Raw genomic sequence first — 19,152 nt, 5'->3', positions numbered from 1 at the left:
GTATTTTTATGGCATCAAAGTAACGGCACGAATGTTAAGCTAAATTTAAATATATATTAATGCTTTAGAAAACACCGGCTAATAATTGGTACTATTTTTTAAAAATAGATTTTACGCCCAAAATAACTTTTATTTTTCAAACAAACTTATACCTTTGCAATTCATCTGATGATTTACAAATGAGAAAGATTATTAAAAAGTCGCTGGCTGAGGAGATTGCTGAAAAACTGAAGGAACAGATAGCCGATGGCCGGTATCAAATAAATGATAAACTACCTACCGAACCGGAGCTTATGGCCGAGTTTGGCGTTGGTCGTTCAAGCATTCGTGAGGCAACAAAAAGCCTGGTACAATCGGGCTTGCTCAGGATCCAGCAGGGTGCGGGAACTTTTGTAGAACGTACAACTGTTAACCCCGAACCAATGGAGGCCCGTATAAAGCGCGCCCGGTCACAGGACCTTGACGAGGTAAGGCAGCTTCTGGAGATGAAAATAGCTGAAAAAGCAGCTATAAACCGCTCACAAAAGGATATCTTCACCATGAAAAGCCATTTGGAAACGCGGAAAAGAACTGCCGACGCCGGGCTATTGGAAGAATGTATTGATGCCGATGTTAAATTTCACATTGCTATTGCCGAAGCGTCAAAAAATGAGATCCTGAGCGATTTATATAAAACAGCTGCCGTCCATTTAAAAAACTGGTTTACTGAAATCCACCCTGATACACGTATTTTTATCGACACACAGCACCTTCACGAAAAGCTTCTGAAAAACATCCTCGATTGCGATTCGAAACAGGCCTGGAATACAGTTCTCGAAATTCATCAACATTAAAAATTTTCAACAAATTCATCTGATGTTATAATGTTTTATAATTTAATCTGTCACTAAATGGAATCTACATCGCCAACAATTACTACCACCGAGCCTAAAAAATTGGTTCAGCAAACCGTGTATTCAATTTTGTTTACCATAAGTCTGGCCCATTTTATTAACGACATGCTGCAATCGGTTATACCATCCATATACCCGCTCATCAAGCAACGGTTCAGTCTGAATTTCACGCAAATAGGGCTAATAACCTTCACTTATCAAATTACAGCCTCTATTCTGCAGCCTTTTGTAGGGCTTTACACCGATAAAAGACCAAAACCGTATTCCCTCGCAATTGGCATGGGTTTTACCTTATCGGGACTGATGCTGGCCTCTTTTGCAAGCAACTTTTATATTGTGCTGATAGCCGTAAGCCTTATCGGGATAGGCTCATCTATATTTCACCCGGAATCATCGCGGGTTGCACATTTGGCATCCGGGGGTAAAAAGGGGTTGGCACAATCTATTTTCCAATTGGGCGGCAATGCTGGCAGCGCTGTCGGTCCGCTGCTGGCGGCCCTTATTGTAATCCCTTACGGGCAATCAAACGTGATCTGGTTTTGCCTCATAGCCCTTGCCGGCATATTGGTATTACTGCGCATAGCTAAATGGTATGCTGAACACTTAAGCCTTAAGGCAAAGAACAAGAGCGTTAACGAAGTCTCACATTTAAATTTATCAAAAAGGCGGGTGATATTTTCGTTAGGTATCTTATTGGTGCTTATCTTCTCCAAATATTTTTACCTGGCCAGTATCACCAGCTACTACACTTTCTTCCTGATCAATAAATTTCATTTAAGCATTCAGCAATCACAAATTTACCTGTTCATGTTTTTAGGATCAGTAGCGGCCGGTACACTTTTTGGCGGACCATTGGGTGATCGTTTCGGCCGTAAATACATCATCTGGATCTCGATATTGGGTGTAGCTCCATTTACCATGCTCCTGCCCTACGTATCCTTATTCTGGACAGGCGTTTTATCAGTATTTATCGGACTGATCCTTTCGTCGGCCTTTTCAGCGATTTTAGTTTACGCCACAGAACTGGTGCCAGGAAAAGTTGGATTGATAGCGGGTTTATTCTTCGGCCTGGCCTTTGGAATGGGCGGTTTAGGCTCGGCTGTGTTAGGAAAAGTAGCGGATATGACCAGCATCAATTATGTATTTAAGATCTGTGCCTATTTGCCGCTGATAGGTATTTTTACCGGCTTGCTGCCAAATATTGAAGGGAAGAAAGTGGCGAAAGGCTAAGGTTAAAAAGTCATGTCATTACGAGGAGGAACGACGAAGCAATCGCATACTATAGAGAATGGATATGCTTCCGTGCGATTGCCACGTTGCGCTTGCAATGACATTTTTTATTTTACTCGCGCTCGTTACAAACGAGCGCAAGAGGAAAATAGTCGCAATAATAACGCGTCATTGCGAGGTACGAAGCAATCCCCGATAAGCAAAGTAGCTATGCAAGTCTCTCTGTACAGTTTGGGATTGCTTCGTTCCTCTCAATGACGACTTTATTTATAGTTCCCTTACCCAAATATTCCGATAACTGATAGGCTCACTTTTATCACCATGGGCCTGTAACTTAATTGGCGAAGCGCCATGCTTACGATACTCTGGCTTACCGATATACGGAGTATCGCCTATTAATGAAGTATTGTTTTGCACCAATATTCCATTATGAAGCACCGTGGCGCGTGCTGCCGATTTCAACGAGCCATCCTCATTAAAACGCGGAGCTGTCCAAATCACATCATAAGTTTGCCACTCGCCGGGTTTACGGCAAGCATTAGCAAGCGGAATTGCCTGTTTGTACAAACTACCCACCTGCCCGTTAACGTAGGTTTTATTGTTATAATTGTCCAAGACCTGCAGTTCGTAACCACCGGCTCCCCATGGCAGGGCTGCCAGGAAAATACCGCTGTTGCCGCGTGCTTGTCCGCTGCCGGTTATGTTTGATGGGATCCGGTATTCAATGTGCAGCTGAAAATCCATAAATCTTCGTTTGGTTTGAATATCGCCCGCGCTTTTATCAACGGTAATTATTTTATCCGCCACATTCCATTTATGGTTTGATGTGGTATCGTTGGTGACTACCCATTCATCGAGATTTTTACCATCAAACAAAACAATAGCGTCGGACGGGGCATCTCCCAAAGTTTTACCGGGCGTAACCACGGCAGGTACCGGCGACCAGATCTCGGTATCTTCAGGCTTAGCATTTTGTTGAGCAAGCGCGGCTAATGAGCTACCTGCTAATAAAGCAGTCAAAATAATTTTGTGTTTCATTGAACTTTATATAAAAACATTAACATCCTAAACAGTAACTTATAAATAGCTTTTAGCTTTCTGCCTTCAGCTTTAAGCTTCCTTACTATTTAGCCAGCGATTTAATCCATAAAGCTATCTTACGGACTTCATCCTTAGGCACCTGTGGCATAGGTGGCATTGGTGTTGAATAATCAGGCCAATGTTCAGGTTTTGGGCTATGGATCAACTGGATCAGTTCGGCTACGCTGTATTTCCGTTTTGCAACATCAACATAAGCCGGTCCTACTTGCCTTTTTGTAGCATTATGGCATGACAGGCAGGTATTTTTCAACAAGATAGGTTGTATCTCAGCATATGTTGGGACTGCATTTACGGGCGCAGCAGGTTTTACTGCCGCTCCTTTCTTCCCAACAGTGCCCTTCTTTAAATCGGTTGAAGCTGTTGCTTGGGCCGAGTTCACTGTACTAACTTCTGTCATGGAAAGCTTTTGCCCCTCAGGGATGTTATTCAATGTATAATATGCCGTTGGATGGACGAGATTAAAATAATTTTCCTTATCACGAATAGCGGCAAGGGTAATAGTATGGATATAATACTTCCGCAGGTTATTTACAATAAGACGTGCTTTTAAACCATCAGCTGATACCTTAACACCCACTATAGGGCATTTTTCGGTATTTACCGGCGGACTACCATACACGCCATGATATTTATAAATGAAGCTTTCTACTGAATAAGATGCAATATCTTCAGCCACCTTTTTATCAACCGGCTTGGTAAACTCTATCTCAAAGCCGTCGGGCATGGCACGGATGGCGCGCATCTCGAACGGAACTTTATTATTCCATACCAAACGCTGCAAGCCCATGGTAGCCTCCCCTGCCGATCCCCAGCCACGGTTGGTTTCGCCGGCTGCTAATGAACCATCAGGTAACCAGGCCAACCTTACAATTCCCGACTGAAAACCGCTCCTGAAGGCCCAGGCAGCACCCTGGTATTCGCCGTTAACTTTCTCTAAAAAAATCCTGTCAACCATACTTTGCCCCTGGTCACAGATCAACAACTGACCGGCAAAAGGGCCGAACGCGCCTTCCGGAATTTTAACAATCTCGGAGTTCGAAATCCCCAGGATGCCGTGCGGCAACCAAACAGCTGGTAACTGCAGTTCAGGAATTTCTTTTTTGGCCTCAAATTCGGTCTTGAATTTCTCGTTAACCACATCCTGCGGTTTAACCGGTTGCCCATTTTTATCAAACTCTATCCGCGGGTTATTTTTAGCGAAGAATTGTTCGGACGTAAGTTTCAACGGCGAGTTAGGCAAACCAGTCCACACCAGGCTTGAAGGATGCCCCATGAATGCACCTTTTTTGATTGGCATGATACTACCTGAGCCTACCCAGTCGCCCTGGTTATCGGCATACCAAAGTTCACCATCAATCATACTGATCCCGCAAGGCGAGCGAAAACCGGCTGCCCATGGGGTAACTGTTCCATCTTCCTTGATGTTTAAAGCCCAACCCCGGTAAGGCACAAAGCTTTTAGGGTGCCACCAATCAGGAGGGAAGCCCAGGTTCAAGGTCACAAAGAAGGAGCCATCGGGAGCAATTTTAGGTCCGAAGCTGTATTCATGATAGTTGCCTGATAATGGCCAGGCATAGATAGTTTCAAAAACATCGGCCTTACCGTCCATATTGGTATCAACCAGCTTGGTCAATTCGCCGCGTTGAACAACGTATAAAGCGCCGTCTTTCCATGCCGCTCCCAAAACCTCATGCAAGCCTGAAGCAAACTTGCGGAAGAAAGGATGCTGCCCGGTTGGGTTTTCGACCATAAAAATATCACCGCGACGGGTGGTTACTGCCAAAGTACCATTGGGCAGCGTGCACAAACCGCCAACCTCCAGTATGGTACCTTCGGGTGCGGGCACTTTCATGATCTTGAAAAAATCGTCCTCCTTTGGCGATTCGGCCTGGGCAAAGGTATTTTTGATATCGCTTAACAGCGCTACAACTACAAGCGTAAATAAAAATGCGCCCTTGTTTATCATTTGTTTTAAAGTATTGTTCATGATCAAGGCGGCTTAAAAAATGATGGAATAGGTTAATTTCTTTTGGATAGGGATAATAAGCTCCTGCTTACCTCCGGCATCGCGAACAACGGCTTTAGCTCCCGCCGCATCATCAATACGGATATAGTACGATTTATCATCAATGGCGTACAATCCGTTGCCAAGCGCTTCGATGTTGCCTGACGCGAGGTGATAAAACAAACCATCAACAGCATTGGCGAGGGTTATTTCCCTGTGAATCCCCTGCCCTTTATCCATAACGCTGCTGGCATCAGTTACTGGCGATCCGTAAACGATGTATTTAAAAGCAGGAACGTCATCAGCATTTAAAACATAACCCTTAGGCCGGTATCCTGTACCGGCGGTATCCAAAGCCCAGGCTGCACTTGCATCACTTAGTTTTTCAATGGCAGGCACAGGCTTGCCAAGATATTGAACAGAACCGGAAGGGCGCGATGAACCATCTCCCCTGTCATGCCACATCGGCGTAGCATCTAAAAAACCGCCGCGCCAAATCTCTACAATCATTCCTTTATCCAGATCATAAGTGTAATGCAACTGCTCCGAACTGCCCACATTTACACCATGTGTAACCCTGATGCCACCCGGCAAATCGGAGAAACTGCGCAAAATGGTATTTGAGGTAGCATTAATTAAAATAGGATCAACAGGATCGTTATTGCTCACGTTGGCATCACTCAACAGATACTCCCGTACACCCGGACCGGCTACGGTAAGCCCCAGCGCCGGCTTAGCCCAGTCGACAGTTTTTGAATAGAGTAATTCAAATGGATGATCGCCAGGTTGCAATTGTATCTTTCCTTCGCCCCTGTTTTCGGCTAATGCTACTGCATCGCTACCGTTAATCCTAAATACACCCTTTCCACCGGGTACACTCAGTTTAAAGGCGTACTCGCCTGCTTCTTTAATCTGTATATTACCTGTGTAACGAATTAAAAAGTCATTATTAAGCTTGCTCTGGTTTGAAGATAGTACAGGCGAAGTCCCTTCAGATTCAGGTTTCAGCTTTTTATAACTATCGCCTGCAATTTCGCCTCCTTTGTAAACCCAATATTTGAGATTTGATAACGCTGGATGCGGTTTATCATAGCTGGTTATCCTGATATTACGAAAAGCTACAGGACCATGATCTCCCTGTAAACGCAACGGGCCCGTTGCAGCTTCTTTACTATCAAAAGCCCCGCGGGTTGGCCCCGCAAGCTCCACATTATCCTGAATCAAAACACCGTTGAGCCAAACATAAAGCACTTTAGCGTTGCTAATTTTTTGCCCATTCGCATCAAAGCGTGGCGCCTGGAATGAAATTTTCATGTGTTGCCACAAACCCGGTGCACGGCTGGCATTTTGCCTTGGCGCATGGCCGTCATAACCTTGCTGCCCGTCTGGCTTACTATCGTCCCAGCGTTCATAAATTCCGCCGTTATCGCCCGATTTGGGGTTCACCGTTCCCCAGCTATCCAATAGCTGAATTTCGTAACGGCCTTGTAAATAAATGCCCGAATTGGAAGCTTTGGCCATCATATAATCAAGCTCCAGGTCAGCATCTCCGTAAACAGTCTTAGTGAACAGGTCCTTTGCTCCCTTTTTGCCAGGCAGGTTTACCAGGATTCCGCTGCCATCTTTAGTTGTTAAGACTTCGTCCTGTGTAATATCGGCCTGGGCATTGGCTGCTACTTTCCAGTTTGATGAGGGATTATCAAAAAAAGAAAGGTCATTAAGGGATACCGCATTTTGGGCCTTGAGTTGCTGGCAACCCAACAGGCATACACACGCTATCCAAAACCTTTTTTTGCCAAAGAGTTTAGGAGATTGATTAAAGCAATGCATTGGTTTTTAATTATAATATGGTTTATTGGCTAAGGGCGCATAGTAATGTCGGCCTTACATTTATACCGCAAGATAATAATTTACGCAATCGATTACGAATAATATTTTATCAATACCTGATTTAATTTTCACCAATCAAATTAGCTTAATTTACAAGCCTTTGGTTCCCCCTGTCGTCAAAAACGGTTACGCTTAGTACTTTGTCATTAAACTGTATAAAACGGGCCGATTGCGACAGAAACGACGAGCCAAAATAAAACTCCTGCCTTGAGGTTTTCCCGTTTTTATATTTGACAAGGGCATAAACATCGTTTGCTTTAACCGGGATAGTTTTTCCCTTACTTTCTGACCGGAAAATTTTCAGGACATCCTTATGCTGGCTGGCAGCCAATATCACCTGCCCGTTTTTGTCCCTGAACTTCACCATAGCCTTGCCATCTCCCGGGATATATATACCGCTTTGCATAATGCTTAGCGGCTTGAAATTGCCTTTCCCGTCGCCTTTCAGCATCAAGCCATTAAGTGCATCATACCTGCCGATGGTAGCGTCGCCACCGTAATCATTGCCGTTGATAACTACATCAAGATTTCCGTCGCCATCAAAATCGCCGGTTTCCATACCGTTTAACACCGATACCTGGGCTTCAACCGGTAGTGGGATCACAGTAAACTTTCCGTTTCCATCGTTCCTTAAAAAACATGATTGCAGGGTATTAGCTTTTAGCCTGAGCGCGCCGCTTCTTTGTTCGGGCGAAAGCACCTCATCCATAGTTGCCAATGCAAACGATTTGTAATTAGTAAATTTCTTCTTCATGCTGATCATCTGCTTCAACATATCATCGCGGCCATACATCGGAAACTCCTTTTTATCGCCATTTTGATCGGGCAGGAAGATAGACGGAATAGCACTATAGATACCGCTTTTATCAAACTCTTTAGCCGTAATGTAAACAGGGTATTGTTCGCTGGCTTTAATCAGGCTGTTTTCACCTAAATTCCCCACAATATAATCTGTACGACCGGTGTGCCTGAAATCTCCGGCCACTAATGAATTCCACCAACCCAGTTTGTTACTTAAGCCGGATTGAGAGGTAGTATTAACAAACTTGCCATGATCATTCTTAAGGAACGTAACCGGCATCCATTCACCGGCCATGATCAGGTCGGGCCAGCCATCATTGTCATAATCGGTAAACAGTGCATCGCAAACCATACCTATATTCTTTAGTGACGGGGCAACCTGCACTGTAACATCGGTAAATTTAGCATGACCATTTTGACTATCATTCCTCAAAATGAAGCTCGAAACCGGGTTAGGATACTTCCAGGGTTCAACCCTGCCAGATACAAACAGATCGAGCTTGCCATCTTTATTATAATCACAGGCCCGTACGCACAGCTTACTGGTAAGGTTTGCAGGTAAAGCATCCGTGGCAAGTGTAAAATTGCCTTTGCCATCGTTTAGGTAAAGCCTGTCCTGGTATTCAGGGCCATTAGCAGCAAATTCATAACCGCCGCTGGCTGCGTACAAATCCAGTTTGCCATCGCCGTTGGCATCAAAAAGCAGCAGACCCTCGTCTTTAAAATTATGAGTGGGATTGATATTGCCTGTTAACAGGTTACGGCGATTAAATTTACCATCGGGCATCTGGAAAAATATCTGGGCCTGGTCATAAGCACTTCCTCCAACAATCAAGTCATCAAAACCATTGCCATCAATATCGCCAACGGCTAAAGCAGGGTTATAATCAGATAATTTATGCGGAAGCAGTTTCTGGATATTAAAGTCAAGAAAACCGGAGCCCTTGTTGGTGTAATGAATCCCGATAGAATCTGTTACTTCTTTAAATAAAGCGTTTGCAGCTATTTGCGGTTGGATAAATGAATACGGACTTTTAGCGTTATTAATATTTACTTTTATTTGCTGATCGGCCTTTACGTTTGTCAGTTTCTCTTGTTTTCCATTTGGCCATTTGATCAACACCGAATCTACCAGGGGCACCTTACCCAAACCAAAGTGGGCAATATCCTGCACCGTTGAAATATATCCGCGGTAAGGGTCATTTTCATAAACCTGTTTTTTGTCTTTGTCATAAAAGATCTCGGCTGTTGCACCCAATCCATTGATATTTTGCTTGTCGCCTTTAAAGCTTATTTGCAGATAGTGCGTTTTATCGAGGTTATTTTTATCATCGCGGGATGTGTTGCGATAAACTAAAGCCTCATCGTTGATATTGTTAACTACCATATCCATAGCTCCATCATTGTTCAGATCGACGTATACAGCGCCGTTTGAGAAAGTAGGTAAGCTTAACCCCCAATCCTTACTTACATCACTAAAGGTGAGATTGCCGTTATTAACAAATGCGTAGTTATGCAGCTTAATTTCGGGGATCTGATCTAAAACTTTTTGCTTGGAAGTAACGGCATAAGCCTGCTCACGATAGGTCATAAAATCATGATCAGACACATCTTTCGGGAAACCGTTGGTTACGATCATATCGCGGTAGCCGTCGTTATTAAAATCAGTTACCAGCGGTGTCCAGCTCCAGTCTGTTTGGGCGATGCCGCTTAAAAAACCTATTTCGCTGAAGGCGGGGGTACCAATGGCCCCATTTTGCCCCAGGCGCGGCCCCTGGTTTAATTGCAGGGTATTGCGCACATACTGATATTGCGTACCATAAAAGTCAAAGTTTTGGTAGGTTTGATAACTATTAGCGCCGAGGATCATTTTTTTGCGATAGTTATCCTCCGGGTTCATATCCAGTTCAACCACATCGGGCAGTCCATCGTTATTGATATCAATAACATCCTGCCCCATTGCGTTGTATGATGTATGTTTAAAGTACTCTTTGGTACGATTAGTAAATGTGCCATCATGGTTATTGATATACAGAATGTTGGCCGAAATAAAATCATTAGAAACATATATATCTTTCCAGCCATCATTGTTAATATCTACCGTTGTAGCAGCATGTCCATATCCATCAAGAGTGATCCCGGCCTGCGCCGATACATCGCGAAATACACCGTGTTTAAGTTTCGCGTCCCAATCATTACGATAGAGCCTGCCAGTACTGCGGTTTGAAGCGTTCGATGCTCCAAAGATACTCGGGTTATAACTTGCCGATGCTGTATTCACAGTTAAATACATATCCAGGTCGCCATCGTTATCATAGTCGAAAAAGCTGGCCATGGTTGATTGCACACCTGCCTGTAAACCGTATTCGGCAGCCTCATCCTTAAAATGCGGAATGCCCTCTTTATCCTTACCCTGGTTTACATAAAGCAAGTTTTGCCGTTTTAGGGAATCTTTGTTAATGGTATTACAAACGTAAATATCGGGCAAGCCATCATTATTGATATCTACAATAGCAACTCCCCTGTTCCACCGGCCTGCTCCGGTTACACCCGCCGCGTCGGTAACGTCTTCAAATTTAAAATCGCCTTTATTGAGATATAACTTGCTTGACACCATGTTACCGGTGAAGTACAAATCCTGCAAACCGTCGCCATTAAAGTCGCCAACTCCTACACCGCCGCCATTGTAAATATTTACCAGGTCTAAGGGGTTTATCGAATCATTTTCGATGATCTCATTTTTAAAATGGATCCCCGAATGAGATGATGATACCTGCTGAAACAACGCAGGCTTTTTACAGGATAATAAAACAGACGAACACAATAAAACGACGGGTAAAAATCTCTTCATTGACAAAACTTAAAATACTAAAAGGGTTTCTCCCCGGCAGGAAGAAACCCTTTTTCTTAAATCAAACTATATTAATAACCAGGATTTTGAGTCAGATTAGGGTTAAGGCCAATTTCAAACTGAGGAATTGGATATAACTCACGACCGGCAGGTATAGTTACACCGTATACACTCTTCACAAAATCAGTTGCTACACCAGCCCTTCTCAAATCATAAAAAGTTGAATACTCACCAGATAGTTCATGTCTGTACTCGCTGTAAACCATTTGTAATGGATCAGTCACCACTTTACCATCACTGATAAAAGTAAGAGGTGCCGAACCACCAAAAGCACGATCCCGAACCTGTTTCAGCGTTGCCAATGCACCTGCAGCGTCTCCGGTACGGGCCTGACATTCAGCTTTACTCAATAATACTTCGCCAAACCTTAACAAAACCTGGTTTTGAGCGCCAAATATGGTTTGATCGCCTGAGTTACCTACCAGGGTAGGATCACGCCAGAATTTTTCGTTGTAATAACCAGTCCTCAACTGTGAATTATCCGAACCTACCCAAGGACGGGTTTTTGTACCGCAGGTATTGATGATCTTGCCGTCATCGCCTGTATATTTTGCTTTCACGGCCGGGTCGGTGCTTGCAAAACCCGAAATTACCAGGGGATATGATTTAATACCGCCACGGGCTTTGATACCTGGGCTTGGATTTTCATCGCCGGGGCCAATTACAGTTGCCACTCTGCGTAAATCGCCATCCTGGAATGAGCTTGCCAAAGCAGCATTAGCATAATCATAACCAAAGTTGGTTACTTCTTCGGGCATACCAAAAGTACTGATCCAGGCTACCTCGTTACTGGCGCCCCAGCTTTGGGTACCTGCAACATCAAACTGTACCTCAAAAAGCGACTCGTCATTATTTTGCTTATCATATTCATTTACATCAATAAAATTAGGCAACAGGGTATATTTTCCTGTTAATTGATTGTATGAAGTTAAAGCATCGGCGTATTTTTTCAACCACATTTGCGCAGCACCCAGGTAACCTAATGCAGCACCTTTGGTGGCGCGGCCTTTATCTGCATCTGCCAATGCTTCTTTCCAAGGCAATAAGCCCGAGGCAGCAGTAAGATCAGATACAACCTGGGTAAATACTTGATCCTGGGTACTTCTTGGTGTTAAGCCAAGGTTTGTGCCGTCCTTTAACTCCAACGGAACACCACCAAAGCTTGCAGCCAGGTAATAATAGGTCATGCCGCGCAAAAAGTAAACTTCGCCGGTAAGCCTGTCGGCAAGGGCCGCGGTTAAAACACCGTTAGCTTTCATTTTTGCAATGATTGGCAAGGCCGAGTTAGCGCGGGCTATACCAACATAAGCACGTGTCCAAAACACCTCAATAGCGCCGAATGTTGATGGGATGGCGTAGGTGTTATAAAACCTGTCGTTACCCCAGTTAAAAAAATCATGCGATTGAAAGTTGGCATAATACCAAAGCGATTTTTTTAACAAATCGGCATTTTGATAGGTGTCATAAATAGCATTTACCAGTGCAACGCCATCCCCCGGCTTATTAAACAATGTCGAAGCTGTTGGGTGCTGTGAATCTGTTTGATCCAGAAAGTTCTTCTTACAGCTTAGCGGGAGCAATACTGTCAGTCCAACTGAAAGTACGTATATATATTTCTTATTGAATTTCATTTCTTTACTGTTATGTTAAATGTTTAATTAGAAAGTTACATTTAAACCTAAGGTGTAAAATTTTGATGAAGGATAAGTACCTAAGTCGATACCTGAACCTGTTGGATTGGTGATAGAGGCACCTGTAATTGGATCGGTACCGGTAGCTTGCCCAATTTCCGGATCAAGACCAGTGTATTTGGTGATCGTAAACAAGTTTTGAGCTGCTATATAAAACCTGATTTTAGTAACACTCATTTTTTTGGTAAGTGCAGCAGGTAAAGTATAACCAAACGTAACGTTCCTTAAACGCAGGTAGCTACCATTTTCAACATATACGCTTGATGCAACGTTATTGGCGCTAACGTCATCATTATAGGTAGCCCTCGCAAAGCGATTTGATGGATTTGTTGGTGTCCAGCGGTTTAAATAATATTGCTCGCTAACGTTTTGAACTCCAACAAAGCCAGGTGCCTGGAAACTTTCAAGATTACGCTCCTGGTAGTTGAAGATCTTGTTACCGTAGCTGCCGTAAAAAAACGCGTTAAAATCGAATGCTTTGTAAGAAAGATCAATATTTAAGCCTCCATAAAATTTAGGCAACGGGCTGCCCAAACTAACCCTGTCATCAGCAGTAATCTGACCATCACCATTTACATCTTTAAACTTACGGTCGCCCGGTTTGGTTGGCTGTGAAGCCGTACCCTGATAATGCCCGGTTGGTGATTTTGAATCTAATGCAGTTATTTCAGCCTGGTTTTGGAAAATCCCTAATGACTGATAACCGTAGAATTCGCCTACAGGCTGACCAATATTGGTTTCACTAAATGTTGCCCATCCGTTTGCAGGCAAAGGTAAGTTAACCAGATTAGTTATAAACTTGGTATCCTTGTTAATACTTACCAGCTTATTGTTAACTGTGGTAATGTTTACACCAACACCATAATTAAAATCTCTGATAGAATGTCTGTAGTTTAAGGCAAACTCAAAACCTTTATTGCTTATACTACCCGCATTTTGTGTTGCCGATGTAAAGCCGGTTTGAGCTGGGGTAAGCAGGTTTAATAAAAAATCTTTCGAATCTTTCTTGTAGTAATCAACAGTAAATGTTAAGCTATTATTCAAGAAAGCTACATCCATACCAACGTCTGTTTGTTTGGATGTTTCCCATTTAAGATTAACATTGTCAAGGTTCGTAAGCGCTAAACCACCCTGGTAAATTTTATTGAACGGATAACCAACGTTGGTACCCGATGCGGCAGGTCCACCCGATGTGTAACGTGCCAAATATTGAAACAGGCCAATGCTTGACTGGTTACCAACAGTACCGTAGCTGCCACGGAATTTCAAATCGGATAACCAGTTTACATTCTTTAAAAATGATTCTTCTTTTGCTTTCCAGGCTACCGAACCCGAAGGGAATGTACCGTATTTATGTCCCTGATAAAACTTCGATGAACCATCGCGCCTTACAGTGGCAGTAACCAGATATTTATCGGCAAATTTGTAGTTCAATCTGGCAAATTGTGACGCCAGTGAATAAGTTTGCTGACCTCCGTAAGCAGTAAGGTTTTGCACCTGACTTAAATCCCTGATAGCGTTACTTGGCAAATTATTACCGCTACCACCTACCTGCCTGCCTGTATTTTCCTGTTCAGATACACCGCCTACAAAATCAATGGCATGCTGACCAAATGTTTTGCTGTATGAAATGGTGTTTTCCCATAGCCACTCGTATGTATTGCTGGCATTTTGCGAGTAAACGCTTAGCTGGTTTGCGCCACCTAAGTTATACTGTTCGCTTGACCTGTTATCTTCAGGCTGAAAATAATAGCCCGAAAAATCACTTGTGTTGATACCTAAATTACTTTTGATTTTCAGACCTTCAAACAAGGTAGCCTCCAACGAGGTAGAACCTAAAAAGTAATTTTGTAAATTTTTAATATCCTGTGTTTCGATAGAGTAAACAGGGTTGTTCCAGCTTTTGGTGTAAATATTTACCGGGTTAAAGAAACCATAGTTGCCGTTTGAATCTTTAACTTCATTGGTAAGCTTGTTACCCCCGTCCAACGTTGGGATCAGTTCGCTCAATTGCGCCAACGAACCTGTTCCGAAAGGATTTTTAGAGTTTTGCCTTGAAAATTTAGCGCTTGTCGATGACTTTAACCAATTACTTATATTATAATCGATGTTCATACCAAGGTTAATTCTTTTAAAGAATGAGCCCAGCACTATACCCTTTTGATCATAATAACCGGCAGAAAATGCGGACTGAACTTTATCATTACCCCCACGGATAGCCAGGTTATAATCCTGTTTTAAACCTTTACGATAAACTGCATTCTGCCAGTCGACATTATGCAATGAAGATGGCGTTGTCCATTGAGGTAACTCGTCAAACCCATCGGTAGCGTGAACGTCATTTGCCAATGTTGCCCATTGCTGTGCATTAAGCACTTTATATTTCTTTGGCTCAGACTGCAGCGAGGCATAAGCATCTAATGATACCTGCACGCCATCTTTTTTGCCTTTTTTGGTTGTAATGATAACAACACCATTTGATGCCCTTACACCATAAATAGCGGTAGCCGATGCATCTTTTAACACATCCATTGAAGCAATATCATTTGGGTTGATATTGTTAAGGCCACCTGTAATAGGATAACCATCCACTACATATAATGGATCATTATTACCCAAGCTACCAATACCCCTGATCTGTACACTAACGCCACCACCCGGTGCGCCGTCATTATTGGTAACCTGTACGCCTGATGAACGGCCTTGCAAAGCCTGATCTAAAGCAGTAACAGGCACTTTAGCAATTTGCTCGGCAGTAACCGAACTAACCGAACCTGTTAAATCTTTACGTTTGGTAGTACCGTAACCAACAACAACAACCTCTGTAAGCGTTTTATTATCGGGTGATAATGATACGTTAACAACTGATCTGCCGTTTATGGCAACTTCCTGGTTTAAAAAACCAACAAAGCTAAAAACAAGCGTTTCATTGCTTCCGGCAGTTATTGAGTAAGTACCATCGGGTTTAGAACCGGCAGCTTGTGTGCTACCTTTTACCCTAACGGTAACCCCTGGTAAAGGGAGTCCGTTATCCGAACCGGTGATTTTACCGGTTATCTGTTTACTTTGAGCATAACCTGAAAAACTTATCAGCACAAGCGATAAATTTAGACAGATGAAGGCCACAGCTTTTTTGATGCGTAGTTTTCCTCTCATACATTTTACTTTAAATTGTTAAAATTGGTTTGAAGCACATGATCACTTTTTAACAGTTATTGCCAAAGAGATTATATGCTAAGTAAATGTAGCCAGAGGTAACAATCGATTGTAATACGATATGAGTGGTTTTTTGTATTATTTTAACATAAACTAAAAACAGTATATTTAAATAATAAATGACTAATTATCAATTAATTACAAATAAAAAACAAAACTCGAAGCCTATATATTATCGCAATCATGATAAAATAATACACATCAATGTTAAAATTAAATCAGTGAATAAATGTTATTTTAACAATAAAATTAAATCTTACGTAAGAAAACAGATTAGAATCTGTCGGACAGGATATAAAGAAAAAGCCTCCGGTGATGCGGAGGCTTTGTATAATTAAAATCGAAAACTGCTATTTAAGCTTAACAAAATAAATCCGGTTTCTGTCAACCGAATTGGTAGCCGGTAAAATCTTGGCTGCGAAACCATTTTTACCATTATCAATAACACCAAAGTCATCATCGTTAGATATTGCCAGGATATTGCCGGGCAACAAAGCCAAACCTTCGGCTTTGTCATGCGGATAAACGGTTGGCCAATCTTTTAACAGATCAAGCACCTGCGTTTTGGTAACCGGGGTAATACCGGCTGCCTGCAAACCAGCGGCATCATTAAGTTCTTCAACGGTTTTGCCGCCAAATAATTTACCGTTAGCACCATTGGCAGGGTCAGAAATATCGGTCGCGTTGCTAAGATCAATCTTAAACACTTTTTTAAACGTAGCCGGATTGGTTGGCGCGCCACCAAAATTACCGTCGCGCTCAATGGTTAAAAATGTGGTTGCGCTCACTGCAGTTATATCACTCACTCCCGTTAATGAGGTGTTGTCCATAAGGTAAGCATACTGTTTTGTAGCCCCTGTAGCTATATCAAAAGTAAGGATGCGCAATACAGTTGAGTTAGCAACTTTTGCTTTTGATGGATTATACATTGGCGATTGCATCATGCCTACCAATGTTTTGCCATCAGGCGTAATGGCCAAACCTTCCATACCGCGGTTAGCCCTGCGGGTAGCAAATACAGCCGGGATTTTACGGCCGCCGGTTCCTGAGCCGTAAGGATTAATGCGCTCAATGGTTTTACCGCTGGCATCAAAGTGTACAATATGCGGACCGTATTCATCGCTTACCCAAAAAGTACCGTCGGCTGCTAAAACCAAGCCTTCCGAATCGATCCCGTCTGCACTTGGCGACAGCTGGTTGCCACTCAAATCAAAAGGAATTTCGCCTGAATCGCCCATACCCTTAGGATTTGGCAGCCCATTCAATTTGCCGCCGTTAGCGTTTTTAAGTTCGATAGTTTGTTCTAAAAAGAGCTTGCCTTCTGTTAGTCTGAATTTACCTATCAGCGGATCAAAATCCGGTTTACCGATGATGATTGAATTTGCTGTTTGACCGGCAACATTTGAACCACGATCGGTAAGCAAATAAAATATGTCTTTCTGTTTTGGATCCGCCGCAACTGCCGAACCAAAGCCGCCATTATACACCTTTACGCCATCGGCCGTAGTGAAAAGTACCGCCGGGTTTTGAGCCTCGGCCATATCAGGATAGCTGAACGGATTTACCTTATTATCGTCATGACAGGATGAAAGGATCACCGCCGATACGGCAATGACGCTGAGTAGTTGTTTTTTCATTTGATCGGTGATTGATTAACTTCTGCAAAAGAACCCGCATCATGTAAACCTATTGTTAACTCTATAACAATAATTTAATCTAAAAGAACAAACCCTGTTCGATATTAACCTATTAACAACATAACGTTTTGCAATAATTATGTTACCCGGCGATATCATTTTAGCTAAAACGTATTACCACGACTACTTTTTTCATAATTTAGGCACTATGAAACATATTTACCATCATACCTGCAACAACCTTTTGAACAGGGCGAAGCCTCTTGTTCTTGCCATGCTGCTTTGCAGTGGCATAGCTTCGGCACAATCAACAAACCCAGTTATAAACAGCATCATGACCGAGGAAACCAATAACTCGCAACTGGAAAAGCTGGCGCATGAATTATTTGACGGCATCGGCCCGCGTTTGGTGGGTACGCCGCAAATGAAACAGGCTAATGACTGGGCTGTAGCTAAATATAAAAGCTGGGATATCCAGGCAAAAAACGAAAAATGGGGCGAATGGCGTGGATGGGAACGCGGCATATCGCATATTGACATGGTATCGCCAAGGGTAAAATCATTAGAAGGCATGCAACTGGCCTGGAGCCCCGGCATGGGCAAAAAAACCACCACTGCCGAAGTGATCATTTTGCCGGATGTGGCCGATTCTGTGGCGTTTCAGCAATGGCTACCCAATGTTAAGGGTAAATTTGTAATGATCTCCATGCTCCAGCCAACCGGCAGGCCCGATTATAACTGGCAGGAATTTGCCCTGAAAGAATCATTTGATAAAATGAAGGCCGACCGCACCGCTCAAACCGATGCCTGGAAAAAACGCATCAGCAAAACAGGCTTTACCAATAAAACATTACCCGTGGCATTGGAAAATGCGGGAGCAGCTGGCATCCTGACCAATAACTGGTCGGCAGGGTTTGGGGTTGATAAGATCTTTGCTGCTTATACCAAAATTGTACCCACCGTTGATATTTCGCTGGAAGATTATGGCATACTCTATCGACTGAGCGAATCGGGAAACAAACCAGTGATCAGTATTCATTGCGAATCAAAAGAGTTAGGCGTAGTGCCAACGTTCAATACTATTGCCGAGATCAAGGGTACCGAAAAACCAAACGAATATGTAATGCTAAGCGCTCACTTTGATTCATGGGATGGCGGCACCGGCGCTACCGATAACGGTACTGGTACTCTGACCATGATGGAAGCTATGCGCTTGTTAAAAAAATTCTACCCGCACCCAAAACGTACCATACTGGTAGGTCACTGGGGCAGCGAAGAGGAAGGATTAAACGGCTCACGTGCTTTTGTTGAGGATCATCCCGAAATTGTAAGCAACCTGCAAGCCCTGTTTAACCAGGATAATGGCACAGGCCGTGTCGTGAACCTTACCGGCCAGGGCTTTGTTGAGGCTAAGGATTATTTAAGCAGATGGCTTGCTGCTGTACCAGATACCATCAAAAACCGGATCAAAACAAATTTTCCGGGCCAGCCGGGCGGTGGTGGATCCGACTTCGCATCATTTGTAGCCGTTGGCGCACCGGGCTTTTCTTTGAGCTCGCTTAACTGGTCGTACGGATCATACACATGGCATACCAACCGCGATACTTATGATAAAGTAGTATTTGATGATTTGAAAAACAATGCCATTTTAGCTGCGATCATGGCTTACATGGCCAGCGAAGACCCGCAAAAAACCGTTAACACCAAAACCGAAGGCATTAAATGGCCGGCACAGGTTAAAGCAACGCGACGTGGCGGATTGGATAAGTAGGCTGAA

General features: G+C 43.2%; 10 protein-coding genes. 3 read left to right on the top strand and 7 right to left on the bottom strand.

Annotated elements, in window-relative coordinates; all coding sequences use genetic code 11:
- Window positions 1-179: 179 nt before the first annotated feature.
- Window positions 180-833 carry a FadR/GntR family transcriptional regulator gene (locus BMX50_RS15825; RefSeq protein ID WP_091211501.1) on the top strand — a complete coding sequence of 218 codons (654 nt, stop codon included), beginning with the start codon at window positions 180-182 and terminating at the stop codon, window positions 831-833.
- A 57-nt stretch (window positions 834-890) separates the two neighbouring features.
- Window positions 891-2,123 (top strand): MFS transporter, encoded by a 1,233-nt coding sequence (locus BMX50_RS15820; protein ID WP_091211500.1) that lies wholly within the window; start codon window positions 891-893, stop codon window positions 2,121-2,123.
- A 267-nt stretch (window positions 2,124-2,390) separates the two neighbouring features.
- Here the strand turns inward: BMX50_RS15820 and BMX50_RS15815 are convergent, their stop codons facing one another.
- From BMX50_RS15815 to BMX50_RS15780, 7 genes are all read right to left on the bottom strand, one after another.
- Window positions 2,391-3,161, bottom strand: coding sequence for a 3-keto-disaccharide hydrolase (locus tag BMX50_RS15815; RefSeq protein ID WP_091211499.1), 771 nt, complete (start codon window positions 3,159-3,161; stop codon window positions 2,391-2,393).
- An 85-nt stretch (window positions 3,162-3,246) separates the two neighbouring features.
- Window positions 3,247-5,211, bottom strand: a complete 1,965-nt coding sequence (locus tag BMX50_RS15810) for a c-type cytochrome (RefSeq protein WP_091211498.1) — start codon at window positions 5,209-5,211, stop codon at window positions 3,247-3,249.
- Window positions 5,212-5,223: 12 nt separating this feature from the next.
- Window positions 5,224-7,059, bottom strand: a complete 1,836-nt coding sequence (locus tag BMX50_RS15805; protein ID WP_091211497.1) for a 3-keto-alpha-glucoside-1,2-lyase-like domain-containing protein — start codon at window positions 7,057-7,059, stop codon at window positions 5,224-5,226.
- Window positions 7,060-7,204: 145 nt separating this feature from the next.
- Complete coding sequence (locus BMX50_RS15800; protein ID WP_091211496.1) at window positions 7,205-10,771, bottom strand: VCBS repeat-containing protein; 3,567 nt, start codon at window positions 10,769-10,771, stop codon at window positions 7,205-7,207.
- Window positions 10,772-10,842: 71 nt separating this feature from the next.
- A complete protein-coding gene (locus BMX50_RS15795; RefSeq protein ID WP_091211495.1) occupies window positions 10,843-12,462 on the bottom strand; it encodes a RagB/SusD family nutrient uptake outer membrane protein in 1,620 nt (539 codons plus the stop codon).
- A 27-nt stretch (window positions 12,463-12,489) separates the two neighbouring features.
- Window positions 12,490-15,678, bottom strand: coding sequence for a SusC/RagA family TonB-linked outer membrane protein (locus BMX50_RS15790; RefSeq protein WP_091211494.1), 3,189 nt, complete (start codon window positions 15,676-15,678; stop codon window positions 12,490-12,492).
- A 410-nt stretch (window positions 15,679-16,088) separates the two neighbouring features.
- On the bottom strand, window positions 16,089-17,375 hold the full coding sequence (locus tag BMX50_RS15780) for an esterase-like activity of phytase family protein (RefSeq protein WP_091211492.1): 1,287 nt from the start codon (window positions 17,373-17,375) through the stop codon (window positions 16,089-16,091).
- Window positions 17,376-17,583: 208 nt separating this feature from the next.
- On the opposite strand from BMX50_RS15780, the gene BMX50_RS15775 reads away from it, so the two are divergent.
- Window positions 17,584-19,146: a M20/M25/M40 family metallo-hydrolase gene (locus tag BMX50_RS15775; protein WP_244281008.1), complete on the top strand. Its 1,563-nt coding sequence runs from the start codon at window positions 17,584-17,586 to the stop codon at window positions 19,144-19,146.
- Window positions 19,147-19,152: the final 6 nt, after the last annotated feature.

The sequence above is a fragment of the Mucilaginibacter gossypiicola genome, from assembly GCF_900110105.1.
Lineage (GTDB): Bacteria > Bacteroidota > Bacteroidia > Sphingobacteriales > Sphingobacteriaceae > Mucilaginibacter > Mucilaginibacter gossypiicola.
The sequence above is the reverse complement of the archived record's forward strand: the minus strand, read 5'-3'. Positions and strand labels throughout refer to the sequence as shown.